Raw genomic sequence first — 16,536 nt, 5'->3', positions numbered from 1 at the left:
CACCCGGCCCCGGCAGACGGCGGGAGCACACCGGCCGCCGGGAGGCGGGCACGGCACGTACGATGCCGAGCCATGCACATCTCCCGGCTCGCCCGCGTCCGCGGCCTGATCGTGCTGACCGTCGTGCTGACGATCGGCTGGCGCGTGATCGCCGCCGCCGTCCCGGACCGGCCGGTGCCCGTCGGACTCCTGATGGAGCTGGCCCAGCTCGGCGTGGCCTGCGCGTTTCTGCTGCTGATGGTGCTGCGTCCCAGCGGGGAACGGACCACGTTCGATGTCAGGGCTGGCGCTTTCACCGTGTCGTCGCGGATGTGGCTGGGGTTCAGCCTCTTCTGGATCCTGATCTGCGGAATCATGGTTGGTCCCGCCACCGGTGACACATGGGCTGAGCTCGGGCTGTTCGAGGTTCTGGTCGACATTCCGCTCATGCTGGTCGCGGTCGGGGGCGCGCTGCTGGCCTGGTTCGACCTGCCCCGGCTGGAGCTGCGAGCCGAGGGCGTGCGCGTGCGGAACATGCGGTCAGTGACCACGCCCTGGGACGCGCTGCGCCGCGGCACCCCGCTGCGGCCGCGCCGCAACGATCAGCACCTGGCCCTCCTCCTGGACCGCCCCGACCTGGTCGCGCCGTCGTTCGCGAAGTACCCGCGTCTCCCGCTCGGCTGGGAGGCCGACCCGTGGTTCGTCGCCGACACGATCCGCTGGTACGTCGACCACCCGCACGACCGGCCCGCCATCGGGACCAGGGCCGGGCTCCAGCACCTGCAGGCGCGGCTCGCCGGCCATGGGGAGTGAGCCCGCGGCCGTTTAGTTAACACGGTTTCGGAAGACGAAATATCGAGTTTCTTGAGATCCTCGAAAGCCTTTCCTAGGCTCGGGGACATGGAGCGCAGGCCCTTGTTCACGGCCCGCCGGCACGTCGATCTCCGACGGCAGGCGAGCTCGCTCTGTCTGCGCTGACCCGCGCGCTCCGGCCGCCCACGGGCGGCTGACCTACCGCGCTGCGTTTCGCGGCCGCGTGGCACCGCCACCGCCGCCCGCTCCCCCACCCGACCGGCGGCACGCCGGGCGGTTCCTGCTGCGCGGCGTGAGGCTGCCGTGCGCGTACGAAAGGAAGGTCCATGTCCGAGACCACCCCCTCGCTCAAGCGGCGCACGTTCCTCGCGGCGTCCGCCGCGGCGGGCGCGACCGCGGCGGCCGGCTGGCCCGCGGCCGCCGCGCAGGCCGCCGACACCAGGCCCAACGTCCTCGTGATCGTCACCGACGACCATCCGAAGCAGACCGCCTGGGCGATCCCGAAGACCCGGGCCTGGCTGACCGGCGGCGGCGTCGAGTTCACCCGCGGGCACGCGACCACCCCGCTGTGCGCGCCGGGCCGCTCCTCGATCTTCACCGGCCAGTACGCGCACAACCACGGCGTACGCGGCAACCAGCACGCCGCGAACCTCAACCACCACTCCACCGTGCAGCGCTACCTGCAGCAGGCCGGCTACCGCACCGGCCTGTACGGCAAGTACCTCAACGGCTGGGACGTCGACGACAACCCGCCCTACTTCGACGAGTTCGCCGTGCTCGCCCCGCCGACCTACACCAACGGCACCTGGAACGTCGACGGCACCGTGCAGACGATCAACAACTACACCACCACCGTGGTGAAGAACCGGGCGCTGAGCTTCCTCGACCGCAGCACCGCCGACACCCGCCCCTGGTTCCTCTACCTCGCCCCCTACGCCTCGCACGGCCCGAACACCCCCGAGGGCAAGTACGCCGACACCCCCGTCCCGGCGTGGGACGGCCGCCCGTCGGTGCCCGAGGCCGACCGCTCCGACAAGCCCGGCTTCATCCAGGACGCCACCGGCACCCTGGCCGACGGCCGCAACATCCGCACCAACCAGCTGCGCACCCTGCTGTCGGTCGACGACGCCGTGCAGGCCGTGCACGACAAGCTCGAAGCCCTCGGCCAGCTCGACAACACGCTGGTGTTCTTCATCGGCGACAACGGCTTCGCCTGGGCCGACCACGGCTGGACCAAGAAGTCGGTGCCCTACACCCCCGTCGTCGAGGTGCCGTTCTTCGTGTCCTGGCCGGCCGGCGGCCTGGACACCGGCACGAACGACAGCCGGCTCGCCGCCAACATCGACATCGCGCCGACCATCCTCGACGCGGCCGGGATCACCCCGGATGCGCAGTACCCGCAGGACGGGCACTCGCTGCTCGGCTCCCACCGCCGCACCCGCGTGCTGACAGAATTCTTCAAGCACGGCACCGGCGCGGGCGGCCCGCACACCTGGGCCTCCTACATCGGCGCGAACAAGCAGTACACCGAGTACTACCAGCTGCACACCGACGCCAACGGCCTGCCGACCGGCTCGGGAGCGGTCCTGTTCCGCGAGTACTACGACCTGGCCAACGACCCGCACCAGCTGGTCAACAAACTCCACAACGCCACCCCCGCCCAGGAGCAGGCACTGGGCATCCCCGCGCTGGCGGCGCAGCTGGCCGCCGACCGCGTCAGCTCCGGCAGCACCGCCCCCTGACCTGACCGGCCGCCCGGCGGCGGGCTCTTCCGCCGCCGGGCACCACGAAGGGACCACCATGACCGCACACCCTCAGGCCTGCTGCGCGCCGTCGGCCGACAGCAGCGGACCGGCCCTGCTCACGCTGGCTGCACGGCCCGCGGCCACCGCTGCACCCCGCACTCCGTCGCGGGCCGCCGCGCGCACCGTCGCCATACCCGGCGGCCGGTTCCTGATGGGCACCGACGACGCCGAAGGCTTCCCCGCCGACGGCGAGGGCCCGGTCCGCGAGATCGAGCTGCGCCCCTTCCGCATCGACCCGACCACGGTCACCAACGCCCAGTTCGCCACGTTCGTGAAGGCCACCGGGCACGTCACCGACGCCGAGCGGTTCGGCTTCTCGTTCGTGTTCGAAGGGTTCCTGTCGCCGCAGTTGGCCCGGCAGGCGCAGCGGGTGCAGGGCGCGCCGTGGTGGGCCGGAGTGCCCGGGGCCGACTGGCGGCGCCCGCACGGGCCCGGCTCCGACGTCGGCGCGTTGCAGAACCATCCCGTGGTGCACGTGTCCTGGCACGACGCCCAGGCCTACTGCGACTGGTCGGGGACCCGGCTGCCGACCGAGGCCGAATGGGAGCACGCCGCCCGCGGCGGCCTGGCGCAGGCCCGCTACCCGTGGGGCGACGAGCTGACCCCCGGCGGGCGGCACCTGTGCAACATCTGGCAGGGCGAGTTCCCGACCCGCAACACCGCCGCCGACGGGCACCTGGGCACCGCCCCGGTGAAGTCGTACCGCCCCAACGGCTACGGCCTGTACAACGTCGCGGGCAACGTGTGGGAGTGGTGCGCCGACTGGTTCAGCGTCGACTTCCACGTCACCGGCCCGCGCGTGGACCCGGCCGGGCCGCCCGACGGCAGCGCGCGGGTGATGCGCGGCGGCTCGCACATGTGCCACGAGTCGTACTGCAACCGCTACCGCATCGCGGCGCGCTCCTCGAACACGCCCGACAGCTCCGCGGGCAACGTCGGCTTCCGGGTCGCCGCGGGCTGACGAACCCGCCGGTCGCCGTCGCGCAGCCCACCCGCGGCGTCGGCGCGCCCCGCCGCAGCGCACCCCGGGACGCCGGGCCGTCGGCGACAATACCGACATGTCGGTCGTTCGGCTGCACCCGCTCGCGCAGGCGCTGCTCAACAGCGCGCTGCTGCTGGCCGTGTACTTCGTCATCCCCACCGACATCGGCCACGGCACCTGGTCGCTGCTCGCCCGGACCATCGCGACACTCATCGGGCTGACCGTCGCGGTGGCGCTGATCCTGCGGCAGGTCAGCCGCCAGATCAACGCGGATCAGGCCCCGCTGACCGGGCTGCTCACCGCACTGGTCGCCGGGGTGCTGTTCTTCGCACTCGCCGACTACCTCGTCGCGATCAACGCCCCGGGCCAGTTCGTCGACCTGAACACCCGCATCGACGCGCTGTACTTCGCGATCTCCACGCTGGCCACGGTCGGTTTCGGCGACGTGCACGCCCAGGGCCAGGCCGCGCGTGGCCTGCTGTGCCTGCAGATGCTGTTCAACGCCGTCATCATCGCCACCGGGCTGTCCGTGCTGTCCAAGCAGATCTCCGCCCGGGTACGCGAGCGCCGCGGCAGCTGACCCTCTCCCCGCTGTCGCGCGGGGGTAAATGGGGCGACAACCGTCGTACCATCCCTACAGAATCCCCCGGGTGACGCTCTCCTCCCTCCTGCGCCGTGCCCGCCCACCGTCGCCGCTGGCCGGCCGCCTATCCGTGCAGTCGCTGCTGTTCGCCCTCGGCCAGGGCTCGTTCATGACCGGATCGGCGGTGTTCTTCACCAAGATCGTCGGGCTGTCGGCTGCCCAGGTCGGTCTCGGACTGACGTTCGCCGGCATCGCCGCCTTCCTGGCCGCCGTGCCGATGGGCAAGCTGGTCGACCGCTACGGGCCGAAGCGGATGTGGGCGGTGAGCGCCGCCGGGCAGGCGGCGATGTTCGCGGTCTGGCCGTTCGTCACCGATTTCCAGGGCTACGTCGTCATGGCCGTCGGGATGGAGGTGATCGGCGCCCTCGGCGGCGCCGCGTACGGGGCGTACACGATCGACGTGCTGCCACCGGACGAGCGGGTGAAATCACGGGCTTACATGTACTCCGCGCTCAACCTCGGCTTCACCCTCGGCTCCGTGATGGGCGGCATCGCGCTCGCGTTCCACTCCGACGACGTGCTGCATGCGCTGCCCTGGTTCACCGCCGCGGTATTCCTGGTCAACGCGGCCTCGGTCACCCGCCTGCCGCGGGCCCCGCACGACGAACGCAGCCCGCAGGAGCGCAAGGTGCGCATCCCCGGCCCGGGTCCGCTGCGCAACCCCGGTTGGCTGCTCACCACCTTCTTCGGCGGGGTGTTCTGGACCAACCAGGTGCTGCTGAACGTCGTCATCCCGCTCTGGCTGGTCGAGCAGACCGACGCCCCGCGCGTCGTGCTGGCCTTCCTGTTCGCCACCAACACGGTGATGTGCATCTTCCTGCCGATGGTCACCTCCCGCGGCGTCAAGGACCTGCCCACCGCGCTCAAGGCGACCCGGCTGTCCGCGACCTTCTTCGTGCTCTCCTGCCTGATCACGCTCGCGACGCACGACACCGTCGGCTGGGTGACGATCTTCCTGGTCTGGCTGGGCCACGTCACGGTGACGGGGGCCGAGCTCTACCTCTCGGCGGCGAGCTGGTCCTTCGAAGCGGAGCTGATGGACCCGCGCCAGCGCGGCGCCTACCAGGGCGCGGCCGAGCTGAGCGGCACGCTGGGCAAGGTCTGGGCACCGGCGCTGTACACCTTCCTCGCGTTGAACTGGGGAGCTGCCGGCTGGCTGGTGATCGCCGGCATCATCGTGGCGGCCACCATCGGCATCCACCCGTCGACCCGGCTGGCCCGGCGCTTCCTCGAACGGCACGTCCCCGCGGACGCGCTCGCCGACGCCCGCGCCTCCGGCGGCGACGCCGAAGACGGAACCGGTGCACCGTCGCCCCGCCAGGGCGACGACGTCTCGCTGCCGGAATCAGCCGGTAGCCGGTAAGCCCCGCCCTTGGTCACACCGTCCACCCAACCGGAGCCGTCGCCGCGCCCGTCGACCGGATGAGTGCGACTACGGAGGTGGAATGAACGGGGAACACGAGCGGGAGTACGTCGCGTACGTGACCGCCCGGCTGCCCGCGCTGCGGCGGATCGCCGCGCAGCTGGCAGGCGACCCGCATCGGGGCGACGACCTGGTGCAGCAGGCCATCACCAGGCTGTATGTGAAGTGGCGGCAGGCGAGCCAGGCCCGCAACCTCGACGCGTACCTGCACACGATCCTGGTGCGGGCCTTCCTGGACGACCGCCGCCTCGCCTGGAGCCGGGTCGCCCTGGCCTCGGACGCGGGCAGCGACCGGGTGGCCGCCGCCACGGACTCCGACACCCGGATGGTGCTGCAGGTGGCACTCGGCCAGATGCCGCCGCGGCAGCGTGCCGCGGTGGTGCTCCGCTTCCTCGCCGACCGCTCGGTCGAGGAGGTCGCGGAGATCCTCCAGGTCTCGCCGGGGACGGTGAAGAGCCAGACCTCCGACGGCCTGGCGACCCTGCGGCGGCTGCTCGGCGAGCACCCCGCCACGGCGACCACAGCGAAGGGAGCGGACCGATGAATGACGAGGATGTGCTGAACGCGTTCCGGGAGGACCCGCTGCCGCCCTCGGGCGTGGACGTGGCACGGGCGGTGCGCACCGGCCGCCGGCAGCGCCGGGTGCGCGCGGCGGGCGCGGCCGGGGCGCTGGCGCTGCTGCTGGCGGGCAGTGCTGCGGTGCCCGCCTGGTTCACCGCTGCGAACGGCCCGGCGAACCTGGGGGCGAGTCCGGCGGTCACGCTGGGACCTCCGCCGCCGCCCTGCCCGACCCCCGAGCCGACGCCGTCGGTGTCGACCTCTCCCCGCCCGGCCGGGACCGCACCGGTCGAGTTCGACGTCATGCGGCACTGGGTGGACGTCAGCGGCGTGTCCGGCATGCACGTGCAGGACTTCAGCACGGCGCGGTACTGGCAGTCCGTCACCCTCTACGACGCGGCCGAGCGGTTCACCGTCGAGGTGATCGTGTTCGCCGCGGGCGGCAAGCCCGTGTTCTCGTCGGCCGCCGCCGACGACTTCGCACCGGTCGACTTGACCGGGGCGGAGAGCGCCGGCCAGGTCGGCGGCAGGCCCGCGTCGTGGCTGCCCGGTGGGCAGGGCGTGGTCGGCCGGGACGCGGCACGGCTGGGCTGGCAGTGGGCCGACGGCGGGTGGGCGTTCGTCGCGGCGGCCGACAGCAGGCAGGAGCCCGGCTCGCCGCCGACGGGCGAGGCCATGGCCGTGCTGCGGGCCATCGCGGCGCAGGCCGCCGGGCAACTGGTGATCGGGCGTGGGACCGCGGTGACCATGCCGTTCACGGTCCCGGGCGTGCCGGAGTGCTCGCGGCTTACCGGAACCACCGTCTACCGGGGCACCCACGCCAACGGGACCCCGTTCGTCCGGCCCGGTCTGGTGTTCAGCCGGGCGGACAACACCGACCCGCTGCTGTTCCCTCCGGACGTGACGACGACGGTGATCGCGGACTCGGTGGCGACCCCGGCGGACAAGCCCGGCCAGGCCAACGAGCAGGTCGACGGCCGTCCTGCGGTGGTCGGCGACGCCTTCGTGATGCTGCACGGGCTGGACGGGTTCGCGCTGGAGGTCAGTGCGCCGCTGGGCCGGGACGCGCTGCTGGCGTACGCACGATCGGTGCGGATCGTCGACGGTGCGCACGGGGACGAGAGCAAGTGGACGGACCGGCCGATCCGGCCGTGACCGTCGTGCGACGACTCCGCCCCCGCAAGCTCCGGCTGCGGGGGCGGTGTCGTTCGATCGGGCGAACCTTGTGGGGCAAATCGGCCCAATATGCACGATCCTTTTGACATGGCATGTGCACCCCTCGATAGGTTCGAGGCGGCCCCGGTCCGCGCGAACGTGGCGACCGGTGCCCGACCCTGTTGCCTACGGAAGGTCAGCGCCTTGCCCGGCCGACATTCACTGCCCCGTAAGCCCCGTCGCAAGCTCGCCCCGTTCGCCACCGCCACCGTCGCCACGGCCGTCCTGGTCGGAGGCGGCCTGATCGCCGCCGAGGTGGCCGCCGAACCCCAGCAGACCGACCCGACCGCGACCGCCGGAGAGTCCACCGCGACCGCGTCGCCGTCACCGGATGTAACCGCCGCCCGCCGCGCCGCGCCGCAGCGCCCGTCGCGCGGCAACCGCAACGCCCCCGCCGCGCCGACCGAGACCGTCACGGTGCTCGACACCGGCACCTGCAAGGCGTCCTTCTACGACGAGCCGCAGGGCACCGCCAACGGCGAGACCTTCGACCCGGACGCGCTGACCGCGGCGCACAAGTCGCTGAAGTTCAACACCCGGGTCCGGGTCACCAACACCGCCAACGGCAAGTCCGTCGTGGTACGCATCAACGACCGCGGCCCCTACATCAGCGGCCGCTGCCTGGACCTGTCCCGGGCCGCCTTCGCCGAGATCGCCAACCTGAGCAGCGGAGTGACGACTGTCCGGTACGACATCCTCGCTTGACCGTTCGGACATGCCAGGATGTCTATGTGACGTCGGTATACCTGGAACTCGGCTCAAAACGGATCTTCGCGTGCGCGCTGGAGTGGCCCGGCTGGTGCCGCTCCGGCCGCGACGCGGAGCGGGCCCTCGCCGCACTGACCTCCTACGCGCAGCGGTACGCGGTCGTCGCCGAGCAGGCGAAGATCCCGTTCGAGCCCGGTGACGTACGCGTCGTCGAACGGGTCCGCGGCGGCTCGACGACCGACTTCGGCGCGCCGGAACGGCCCGCGACCGCCGACTTCGCGCCCCGCGACGCCGACACGGCGCAGCGGCAGGCCACCCTCGTGCAGGCCGCCTGGGACGTCCTCGCCCAGGTCGCCACGACGACCCCAGCCGAGCTGCGCAAAGGTCCGCGCGGCGGCGGGCGGGACCGGGACAAGATGATCGACCACGTGATCGGCGCCGAGGCGGCCTACGCCCGCAAACTCGGGATCAAGCACGCCGCGCCCGCCCCCGGCGACACCGCCGCGATCGCGGCCCTGCGCACGGACATCCTGGACGTGCTCGCCGCGCCGTCGGACGGCACACCGCCGCCACGTGGCGGCTGGCCCCCGGCGTACGCGGCCCGGCGCATCGCGTGGCACGTGCTCGACCACGCCTGGGAGATGCAGGACCGCGCCACGCCGTAAACCGCTCGTGCCGCATACCCGCTGCTCATAGGATCGGCGGATCGCCCGGCGGACTCACCGCCGGTCCGACGGCAGAGAGTGCAGGTGTACGTGTCATGCGCTGGTCAGAGCTCTACGTCCCGACCCTCCGCCAGGACCCGGCGGGGGCGGACGCCGTCAGCCACCGGCTGCTCCTGCGCGCGGGCTACATCCGCCAGCTCATGGCAGGGCACTACTCGCTGCTGCCGCTGGCCGTGAAGGTCCGCGCGAAGATCATCGAAGTGATCCGCGAGGAGATGTCGCGCATCGGCGCGCAGGAGTTCCTGCTGCCCACCATGCAGCCGGCCGAGGTGTGGCAGAAGAGCGGCCGCTGGGACAAGATCGGCGCGGAGATGTTCCGCCTGACCGACCGCAAGGGCGCCGACCTCGCCCTGGGCATGACCCACGAGGAGATCTTCACGACCGTCGCCCAGGAGCTGCGCTCCTACCGCGACCTGCCCCAGCGCTGGTACCAGTTCCAGACCAAGTTCCGCGACGAGCCCCGCCCCAAGAGCGGCCTGATCCGGGTCCGCGAGTTCACCATGAAGGACTCCTACAGCTTCGACGTCGACACCGCCGGGCTCGACCGCTCCTTCGACCTGCACCACGAGGCGTACACGCGGATCTTCGCCCGGCTCGGCATCCCGGCCATCGCCGTCGAAGCGTCCAGCGGCATCATGGGCGGCAGCGACTCGGTCGAGTTCATGTCCCCGACCGCCGCCGGCGAGGACCTCGTCGTGCACTGCGCCTGCGGGTACGCCGCGAACGTCGAGAAGGCCACCTCGCACCTGCCGGCGATCGCCGACGGCGACGGCCTGCCCGCACCCGAGGCGTTCGACACCCCCGACGTGCGCACCATCGAGGACCTGGTCACCGGCTTCGGCGTCACCGCCGACCGCCAGGTCAAGACCCTGGTGTACGTCGTCGACGGCCAGCTCACCCTCGTCCTGATGCGCGGCGACCACGCCCTGGTCGAGCAGAAGCTCATCGACACCCTCGCCGCCGTCGAAGTGCGCCCCGCCCACCCGGAGGAGATCCGCGAAGCCCTCGGCGCGCTGCCGGGCAGCCTCGGCGGCGTCGGCGTCACCGGGCTGCCGATCCTCGCCGACCTCGCGCTGCGCGACCGACGCGACATGACCACGGGCGCCAACCGCGACGGCGTACACCTGCGCGGCGTCGACGTCGCCCGCGACCTCACCGTGGACCGCTGGGCCGACCTGCGCGAAGTCGTCGCCGGCGAACCCTGCCCCCGCTGCGAGCAGCCCCTGGACGTGCTGCGCACCGTCGAGATCGGGCACATCTTCAAACTCGGCCGCCGCTACACCGAGACCCTCGGCGTCACCGTGCTCGGCGCGGACGGCGAACGGGTCAACCCGGTGATGGGCAGCTATGGCATCGGCGTCGAACGCGCCCTGGCCGCGATCGTCGAGACGCACCACGACGACAAGGGCATCGTGTGGCCGGTCGCGGTCGCGCCGTTCGAGGTCGCGATCGCGGTGCTCGGCAACGCCGACGACGTCGTCGCCGCCGCGGAGTCGCTCTACGCCGGGCTGCGCGGGCAGCGCATGGACGTGCTGCTCGACGACCGGGCCGAGCGGCCCGGGGTGAAGTTCAGCGACATCGAGCTGATCGGGGTGCCGTACCGGATCACGGTCGCCGCCCGCGGCCTGGCCGAGGGCACCGTCGAGTTCACCGACCGGGGCACCGGCCACACCGAGCGCATCCCGCTGTCCGGCGCGATCGCCCACGTCACCGCCGCGGTCCGCGCCACCGACTGACCACGAGCCCGAGCGCGCCGTGCCGTTCATACTGAACGGGCGGCGCGCATCCGGCCACGAGGAGGCACCTGCCGTGCACCTGCGCATCCGGCGGCACCACACCGGCAGCGTCGAGTCCCGCGAGCTGCGCCGGGAGTTCGTCGCCGAGCTGGCCCGCCGCTACCCGGAGCAGGACTTCAGCGCCGACGCGGTGACCGACGAGTTGCCGGTGCTGGACGCGCCGGGGGCGGCCTGGTTCGTGGTGTACGACGGCAAGCACCCGATCGGCTGCGGCGGTCTGCGCGGCCTCGACGCGCACACCGGCGAGATCAAATGGGTGTACCTGCGCACCGCTGCCCGGGGCCGTCAGGTGGGCCGCTCGCTGCTGGCCGAGCTGGAGGACACCGCACGCGGGTTCGGCTACACCCGGCTGCGGCTGAGCACCGGCGACCGCCAGCCCGAGGCGCTGGGCCTGTACCTCTCCGCGGGCTACCGGCCCATCGACGACGGCGTGCCCACCCCGCACCGGCTGGAGAAGGATCTGAGTCCGCGGCCGGACGACGTTCACGTGGACGTCTACAAGTACGACGGCTGCAGGTACTGGAACACCATCCTTCGCCGTCTCGGCACCGATGAGCACGGGACATGGCTGGGCGCCACCCCGCACACACCGTGGCGGCACGGCCGCCGCGCGGCGCACTTCGCACCGGCGGCGCATGTGACACTCGTGCCGCACGAGGGCGGCTGGGTCGCCGACTTCCGCGCGCCACCCCGGCGAACCGCCGTGTACGTCGACGTCACCCTTCCCCCGGTGTGGACCGGACCAGCGCACATCACCATCCACGACCTGGACCTCGGCGTGGTCCGCCCCCGCGACACCGGCGCGGTCCTACTGCGCGACCGCAACGGGTTCACCGATCGACGGGCCGGCCACGGGTACCCCGACGACGTGGTCGCCGAGGCCCTGCGTGCCGCCGACGAACTACTGGCCGCGGTGACCGCCGCCCGCGAACCCTTCGGCACCGCCCACCTGCCCTGGCTGGCGCGGCTGACAGACCCGCACCGCGGTTATGAAGATGTAGCATGAAGTTACGGCTCGGTCGGCGTTCCCGCGCCCGTCTTCGCCGATACCTATCGCATCGGTCACGCAGACCCGCAGGCATGCAGCGTCGCCGGCGACCTTCGACCCCGGCGCAGTACGCGGCGACCTCGACGATTACGACGTCCTCAACCTGAACTGAAGTGCTCCGCAGATCGTGCGCTGGAAAACATGACAGGATCTGTCAGGGTTCGCTGCCAGGATTGATCTCATGGACGACACGTTGACAGGCAAGGTCGCCCTGGTCGCGGGTGCGACGCGGGGTGCGGGGCGGCAGATCGCGGTTCAGCTGGGCGCGCAGGGCGCGACCGTCTACCTCACCGGGCGCAGCACCCGCGCTCATCGCTCGGAGATGGACCGCGACGAGACGATCGAGCAGACCGCGGAACTGGTCCGCGCCGCCGGTGGCACCGCGGTCCCGGTGCAGGTCGACCATCTGGTGCCGGAGCAGGTGGAGCGGCTGGTCGCGCAGATCGACGCCGAACAGGGCCGCCTCGATGTGCTCGTCAACGCGATCTGGGGTGCCGAGACGCTGTTCAGCTGGGACAAGAAGCTGTGGGAGGACTCGCTGGAGACGGGCCGGCACATCCTGCGGCTGGCGGTGGACACCCACATCATCACCAGCCACTACGCGCTGCCGCTGCTGATCCGGCGGCCGGGCGGCCTGGTCGTCGGGATGACCGACGGCACCGAGGAGTACAACCGGACCAACTACCGGGTCTCCTTCTTCTACGACCTGGCCAAGACGTCCGTGCTGCGGATGGCCTTCGCCCAGGCCAAGGAACTGGAGTCGTACGGCGCCACCGCGGTCGCGCTCACGCCCGGCTGGATGCGCTCGGAGATCATGCTGGAGCACTTCGGCGTGACCGAGGCGAACTGGCGCGACGCGCTCGCCAAGGAGCCCCACTTCGCGATCTCGGAGTCACCGGCGTACGTCGGCCGGGCCGTCGCCGCGCTCGCCGCCGACCCCGAGGTGGCGCGCTGGAACGGTCGCTCGGTGTCCAGTGGGCAGCTGGCGCAGGAGTACGGGTTCACCGACCTCGACGGCAGCCGCCCGGACTGCTGGCGCTACCTGGTGGAGGTGCAGGACGCAGGCAAGCCCGCCGACGTCACCGGCTACCGCTGACGTCCGGTGCAGGCTCAGCCCACATCGCCGGTGACCACGGCGTAGAAGAACCACACGGGCTGCGGTTGGCCGTTGGCGACCTCCCGATGGGCGAGATTGTGCCCGGTCATCAGGGCAGCCCAGCCCGCCGGGAAGGATCCCGCGAGCGCCAGCAGCGCCACCAGCACGAGCACGGCCAGCCGACCCCGCGACGGGGCTCGACGCAGCAGCAGCCGGATCAGGCCCCAGCCTGCTGCCGCTCCGGCGAGCCAGCCCAGCACGGTGAAGACCGAGATCCGCAGCGGTTCGTGACGCCAGAACCACCACCCCACCAGGCCGTCCTCCAGGGTCCACTCTCCGTTGACCCCGTCTCGGCTGGCAACGAAGAAGTGGCCTCGACCATCGCGGGTGGTGACGTCGCCGATCTCCCAGCCTGCCGCGGCGAGGCGGTCCCGGGCCCGGGTGAACTCCTGCTCGCCGAGCTGGTCGGGATAGCTGCCGCCGGTGAGCTGGGCGGGCAGGTTGTAGGCCGTGAGCGGGATGTCGTCCGGCAGGCCGAAGTCGTGGGCGTCGTCGTGCCAGCCGAGCGGCTCGGCGGGCCGGTCGGGAAGACCTGCCCGGATGGCCGCCTGAGCTTCGGCCATGGTCACCGGCGGGGGCGTTTCGGTACGCCAGCCCGCCCAGTTGCCGACCGCGGCGAGAGCTCCGCCGATCGCGAACCCGACCAGGGCGACGAGTGGCCAGTGCCGTAGGCGCATGGCGGCGACCGTACCAGTGGGTGCCACGCCGGGTCAGACCTTCTTGTTGACGAAGTCCGGGTTCATCAGGACGAACTCGCCGAGTTTGTCGACCGAGGCGGCCTTGAACATCAGCTTGGACCGGTCGTTGAGGTCCTCGAACGACTCGCCGTCGATCTCGAAGCCGTTGAACCAGCCGGAGTTCGTCTTCAGCGACAGCAGGTCGGCCGCGGCGATGTCCTGCATGGCGAAGAAGAAGTCGATGACGTCCATGCCCCGCGGCAGGCTCAGCAGCATGGACTCCCCTGCCGCCCGGATCAGGTTGTTCACCTTGCCGACGTCGGTCAGCACCCCGGCCGAGGTCGCCTTCGCCACCATCGCCTGGATGAGCTGCTGCTGGTGGCGCTGGCGGCCGTAGTCTGTCGAATTGTCGGGCAGGTAGCGCTGGCGGGCGAAGTCCAGCGCCTCCCAGTCCTGCATGTTCCGGCAGCCCTTCTTGTGCACGAAACGCCGGTTTCCGGTGCGGGCGGAGTACGCGTCGGCCTCCTTGGCGTCCTGCATGCCGCCGACGTACCTCGGTTTGCCGTTCACGAAGAAGTGGTGGATGGACTTCGTGTCGGCCTCCACGCACATGCGCACGCTGCCCAGCGCCTTGATGACCTTGTTGAACCCGCTGAAGTCCACGACCGCCGCAGCCTCGAACGTGATCCCGGTCAGGGTGCTGATCGTCTTCGAGGCGACCTTCAGGCCGCCCGCCCAGTCGCCCTTGGGTCCCACTCCTGCCGTGAACGCGCCGGTGACCTTGGTGTAGCCGTGGCCCGGCACGTTCACCCGCAGGTCACGCGGCACCGACATCATGTACGCCTCCCGGTGTGTACCGGACACGTGCACGATGATGATGGTGTCCGAACGCGCGTCACTGGCCTTCTGGCCCGGCCGGGTGTCGATGCCGAGCAGCAGGATGTCGAACGCGCCCTTGAGCGCCGTGGCACCGGGCGCGGCCTGCTCGGAAGGCCCGGCGAGCACGCCCGGTTCGGCCAGTTTGACGCTGTCGCGCAGCGTGTCGGCGAAGGACTTGACCGCGATCAGGCTCCCCCCGGAGACCATCATCAGCAGCGCCCCGACCGTCACGGCGAGCTTGCTCCACAGCGGCGCGCGACGGCGGCGCGCGGCGGACGGGGCGGCTTGCGTGGAGGCACTCCGGCGGCGCTTGGACACGGTCGCTCCTCTCGACGGCGAGGCGCCGCCTGCTCCACCTCAGGACGGGCACACCACCGTCAGACGTTGCCCGCGAGTCCGGAAAAGATTCCGTCCACACCGGAACGCCGGGGCGGCGGGGGCTGACCGGCGTGAATACGGCATCCTCGACCTGGAGCCGGACGAAGGAGAGCGACGTGCCGCAGGTGCGCATCACGGTGCAGGACCCCGACGACGACGTGTCGCGGGCGCTCACCGCCGAATTCCTCGCCGACATCGGCAACCGGTACGAGCGCTTCGGCGCCGGCTCGGCCCCTTCGCTCGACCTCGCGGAGCTGCGCGCGCCGGACGGCACCTGGCTGGTGATGTACGACGGTGACGCACCGATCGGCTGCGGCGGCCTGCGCCGGTGCGACGACCACACCGCCGAGGTGCGGCGGGTGTTCGTGCGCCCCGCCGCGCGCGGCCGCAACCTGGCCCGCACCATGATGGCCGAGCTGGAGGACGTCGCCCGGCGGCGCGGCTACCGGCGCATCCGGCTCGACACCGGCGACCGCCAGCCCGAGGCGCTGCGCCTCTACCGGACCGGCGGCTACCAGGAGATCGCCGACTACAACGGCAACCCGTACGCCCGGCACTGGTTGGAGAAGGACCTCGCGGCGCGGCCGGGTGACGTGCGGGTGGTGGCCCGCAAGTACGACGGCCGCCTGCACTGGCACGCCACCCTGCCCCGGCTCGGCGAGGACGAGCACGGGGTGTGGCTGGGCGCGACGGCGCACACGCCGTGGCGGCGCGGCGCCGAGCCGGCCGTGTTCATCCCGGCGACCCACGTGGTGCTGATCCCGCACGAGGGCGACTGGGTGGCCGCGTTCAACGCGTTCCCGCACCGCACCGAGATCTACATCGACGTCTCCGACCGGCCGGTGTGGCACGGCACGGACGAGGTCGTCTCCATCGACCTGGACCTGGACGTGGTACGCCGCCGCCAGGGCGGCGAGGTGCTGCTGCTCGACGAGGACGAGTTCGACGAGCACCGGGTCATGTTCGGCTACCCCGACGACGTCGTCGCCGGGGCCCGGCGCACCGCCGAGGAGCTGCTCGCGGCGGTACGCGCGCACGCCGAGCCGTTCGGCAAGGCGAGCGCGCCGTGGCTGGACATGATGCGGTGAGTCCGCGTCAGCTCGGCCGTTCCTCGATGAGGTAGCGCTGGATCGTGGGGCCGAGCCAGGACACGAGGTCCTCCTCGGACATGGCCACGACCGGCGGGAACTGCAGGATGTAGCGGGCCAGGCCGATGCCGAGCATCTGTGCGCTGATCATCGCGGCGCGTACGGGCGCGGTCTGCGGGTCGCCGGTGAGCGCGGCGATCCTCGGCGCGAGCTGCCCGGCGAAGATCTCGCGCATGCGCTCGGCAGCCCCGTCGTTGGTGATGCCGGTGCGCAGCAGCACCTGCAGCGCCTCGCCGGCTTCCCACTGGCGCAGGAAGTGCCGGACGAAGGCCGATCCGAGCTGCTCACGCGGGACGTCGGCGAGAGCGTCGAAGCGCAGGTCGAACTCGGCCGCGGCGGCGAACAGCTTCTCCTTGCTGCCGAAGTAGCGCATGACCATGGCCGGGTCGATCTTCGCGTCTGCGGCGATGGACCGGATGGTGGCGCGCTCGTAGCCGTCGGCGGCGAACCGCTCACGAGCCGCCGAGAGGATGATCGACTTGGTTTCCGTCGAGGTACGCCGCATGCCAACAACTGTAGGCCAACACCTGTTGACAATCAACTCCGGCCGGGTCTACGGTCTGAGTCAACAAGCGTTGGCCAACAATCGTTGACCTGGAGGAA

At 71.6% G+C, this 16,536-nt stretch carries 17 protein-coding genes; 14 read left to right on the top strand and 3 right to left on the bottom strand.

Going from position 1 to position 16,536, the window contains the following annotated elements:
- Positions 1-72 precede the first annotated feature (72 nt).
- The 13 genes from F6W97_RS24590 (at position 73) to F6W97_RS24535 (ending at position 12,791) form a co-directional block, all read left to right on the top strand.
- Complete coding sequence (locus F6W97_RS24590; protein ID WP_155372752.1) at positions 73-792, top strand: hypothetical protein; 720 nt, start codon at positions 73-75, stop codon at positions 790-792.
- Positions 793-879: 87 nt separating this feature from the next.
- A complete protein-coding gene (locus tag F6W97_RS41560) occupies positions 880-957 on the top strand; it encodes a putative leader peptide (protein WP_407924605.1) in 78 nt (25 codons plus the stop codon).
- Between the two features lie 161 nt (positions 958-1,118).
- On the top strand, positions 1,119-2,534 hold the full coding sequence (locus tag F6W97_RS24585) for a sulfatase family protein (RefSeq protein WP_155372751.1): 1,416 nt from the start codon (positions 1,119-1,121) through the stop codon (positions 2,532-2,534).
- Positions 2,535-2,592: 58 nt separating this feature from the next.
- Positions 2,593-3,558 carry a formylglycine-generating enzyme family protein gene (locus F6W97_RS24580; RefSeq protein ID WP_155372750.1) on the top strand — a complete coding sequence of 322 codons (966 nt, stop codon included), beginning with the start codon at positions 2,593-2,595 and terminating at the stop codon, positions 3,556-3,558.
- A 97-nt stretch (positions 3,559-3,655) separates the two neighbouring features.
- Positions 3,656-4,159 (top strand): potassium channel family protein, encoded by a 504-nt coding sequence (locus F6W97_RS24575; RefSeq protein ID WP_155372749.1) that lies wholly within the window; start codon positions 3,656-3,658, stop codon positions 4,157-4,159.
- Positions 4,160-4,229: 70 nt separating this feature from the next.
- A complete protein-coding gene (locus F6W97_RS24570; RefSeq protein WP_155372748.1) occupies positions 4,230-5,585 on the top strand; it encodes an MFS transporter in 1,356 nt (451 codons plus the stop codon).
- An 82-nt stretch (positions 5,586-5,667) separates the two neighbouring features.
- Positions 5,668-6,189: a SigE family RNA polymerase sigma factor gene (locus F6W97_RS24565; RefSeq protein ID WP_155372747.1), complete on the top strand. Its 522-nt coding sequence runs from the start codon at positions 5,668-5,670 to the stop codon at positions 6,187-6,189.
- A complete protein-coding gene (locus F6W97_RS24560) occupies positions 6,186-7,358 on the top strand; it encodes a hypothetical protein (RefSeq protein ID WP_155372746.1) in 1,173 nt (390 codons plus the stop codon). Before F6W97_RS24565 ends, F6W97_RS24560 begins: the two co-directional genes overlap by 4 nt.
- Positions 7,359-7,562: 204 nt before the next feature.
- Positions 7,563-8,123, top strand: a complete 561-nt coding sequence (locus F6W97_RS24555; protein ID WP_230686928.1) for a septal ring lytic transglycosylase RlpA family protein — start codon at positions 7,563-7,565, stop codon at positions 8,121-8,123.
- A gap of 26 nt (positions 8,124-8,149) precedes the next feature.
- Positions 8,150-8,791 (top strand): hypothetical protein, encoded by a 642-nt coding sequence (locus F6W97_RS24550; RefSeq protein ID WP_155372744.1) that lies wholly within the window; start codon positions 8,150-8,152, stop codon positions 8,789-8,791.
- Positions 8,792-8,886: 95 nt separating this feature from the next.
- Positions 8,887-10,587 carry a proline--tRNA ligase gene (locus F6W97_RS24545; RefSeq protein WP_155372743.1) on the top strand — a complete coding sequence of 567 codons (1,701 nt, stop codon included), beginning with the start codon at positions 8,887-8,889 and terminating at the stop codon, positions 10,585-10,587.
- A gap of 19 nt (positions 10,588-10,606) precedes the next feature.
- Positions 10,607-11,653, top strand: coding sequence for a GNAT family N-acetyltransferase (locus F6W97_RS24540; protein ID WP_155372742.1), 1,047 nt, complete (start codon positions 10,607-10,609; stop codon positions 11,651-11,653).
- A 223-nt stretch (positions 11,654-11,876) separates the two neighbouring features.
- The gene (locus tag F6W97_RS24535) at positions 11,877-12,791 is read left to right on the top strand and encodes an SDR family oxidoreductase (RefSeq protein ID WP_155372741.1); all 915 of its coding nucleotides are present in this window, start codon (positions 11,877-11,879) and stop codon (positions 12,789-12,791) included.
- Positions 12,792-12,805: 14 nt separating this feature from the next.
- Here the strand turns inward: F6W97_RS24535 and F6W97_RS24530 are convergent, their stop codons facing one another.
- Positions 12,806-13,528: a hypothetical protein gene (locus F6W97_RS24530; RefSeq protein WP_155372740.1), complete on the bottom strand. Its 723-nt coding sequence runs from the start codon at positions 13,526-13,528 to the stop codon at positions 12,806-12,808.
- Between the two features lie 33 nt (positions 13,529-13,561).
- Positions 13,562-14,725, bottom strand: a complete 1,164-nt coding sequence (locus tag F6W97_RS24525) for an LCP family protein (protein WP_155372739.1) — start codon at positions 14,723-14,725, stop codon at positions 13,562-13,564.
- A 176-nt stretch (positions 14,726-14,901) separates the two neighbouring features.
- Here F6W97_RS24525 and F6W97_RS24520 point away from each other — a divergent pair, with 176 nt between their 5' ends.
- Positions 14,902-15,873: a GNAT family N-acetyltransferase gene (locus F6W97_RS24520; RefSeq protein ID WP_230686927.1), complete on the top strand. Its 972-nt coding sequence runs from the start codon at positions 14,902-14,904 to the stop codon at positions 15,871-15,873.
- 7 nt (positions 15,874-15,880) lie between these two features.
- Here the strand turns inward: F6W97_RS24520 and F6W97_RS24515 are convergent, their stop codons facing one another.
- The gene (locus F6W97_RS24515; RefSeq protein ID WP_155372738.1) at positions 15,881-16,438 is read right to left on the bottom strand and encodes a TetR/AcrR family transcriptional regulator; all 558 of its coding nucleotides are present in this window, start codon (positions 16,436-16,438) and stop codon (positions 15,881-15,883) included.
- Positions 16,439-16,536: the final 98 nt, after the last annotated feature.

The organism is Catellatospora vulcania (assembly GCF_009720385.1).
GTDB lineage: Bacteria > Actinomycetota > Actinomycetes > Mycobacteriales > Micromonosporaceae > Catellatospora > Catellatospora vulcania.
The sequence above is the reverse complement of the archived record's forward strand: the minus strand, read 5'-3'. Positions and strand labels throughout refer to the sequence as shown.

Coding starts and splice junctions, on each gene's coding strand:
- F6W97_RS24560 (WP_155372746.1), top strand. CDS start 6,186: ATGAATGACGAGGATGTGCTGAACGCGTTCCGGGAGGACCCGCTGCCG.
- F6W97_RS24545 (WP_155372743.1), top strand. CDS start 8,887: ATGCGCTGGTCAGAGCTCTACGTCCCGACCCTCCGCCAGGACCCGGCG.
- F6W97_RS24585 (WP_155372751.1), top strand. CDS start 1,119: ATGTCCGAGACCACCCCCTCGCTCAAGCGGCGCACGTTCCTCGCGGCG.
- F6W97_RS24565 (WP_155372747.1), top strand. CDS start 5,668: ATGAACGGGGAACACGAGCGGGAGTACGTCGCGTACGTGACCGCCCGG.
- F6W97_RS24515 (WP_155372738.1), bottom strand. CDS start 16,438: ATGCGGCGTACCTCGACGGAAACCAAGTCGATCATCCTCTCGGCGGCT.
- F6W97_RS24575 (WP_155372749.1), top strand. CDS start 3,656: ATGTCGGTCGTTCGGCTGCACCCGCTCGCGCAGGCGCTGCTCAACAGC.
- F6W97_RS24580 (WP_155372750.1), top strand. CDS start 2,593: ATGACCGCACACCCTCAGGCCTGCTGCGCGCCGTCGGCCGACAGCAGC.
- F6W97_RS24530 (WP_155372740.1), bottom strand. CDS start 13,528: ATGCGCCTACGGCACTGGCCACTCGTCGCCCTGGTCGGGTTCGCGATC.
- F6W97_RS41560 (WP_407924605.1), top strand. CDS start 880: ATGGAGCGCAGGCCCTTGTTCACGGCCCGCCGGCACGTCGATCTCCGA.
- F6W97_RS24535 (WP_155372741.1), top strand. CDS start 11,877: ATGGACGACACGTTGACAGGCAAGGTCGCCCTGGTCGCGGGTGCGACG.
- F6W97_RS24590 (WP_155372752.1), top strand. CDS start 73: ATGCACATCTCCCGGCTCGCCCGCGTCCGCGGCCTGATCGTGCTGACC.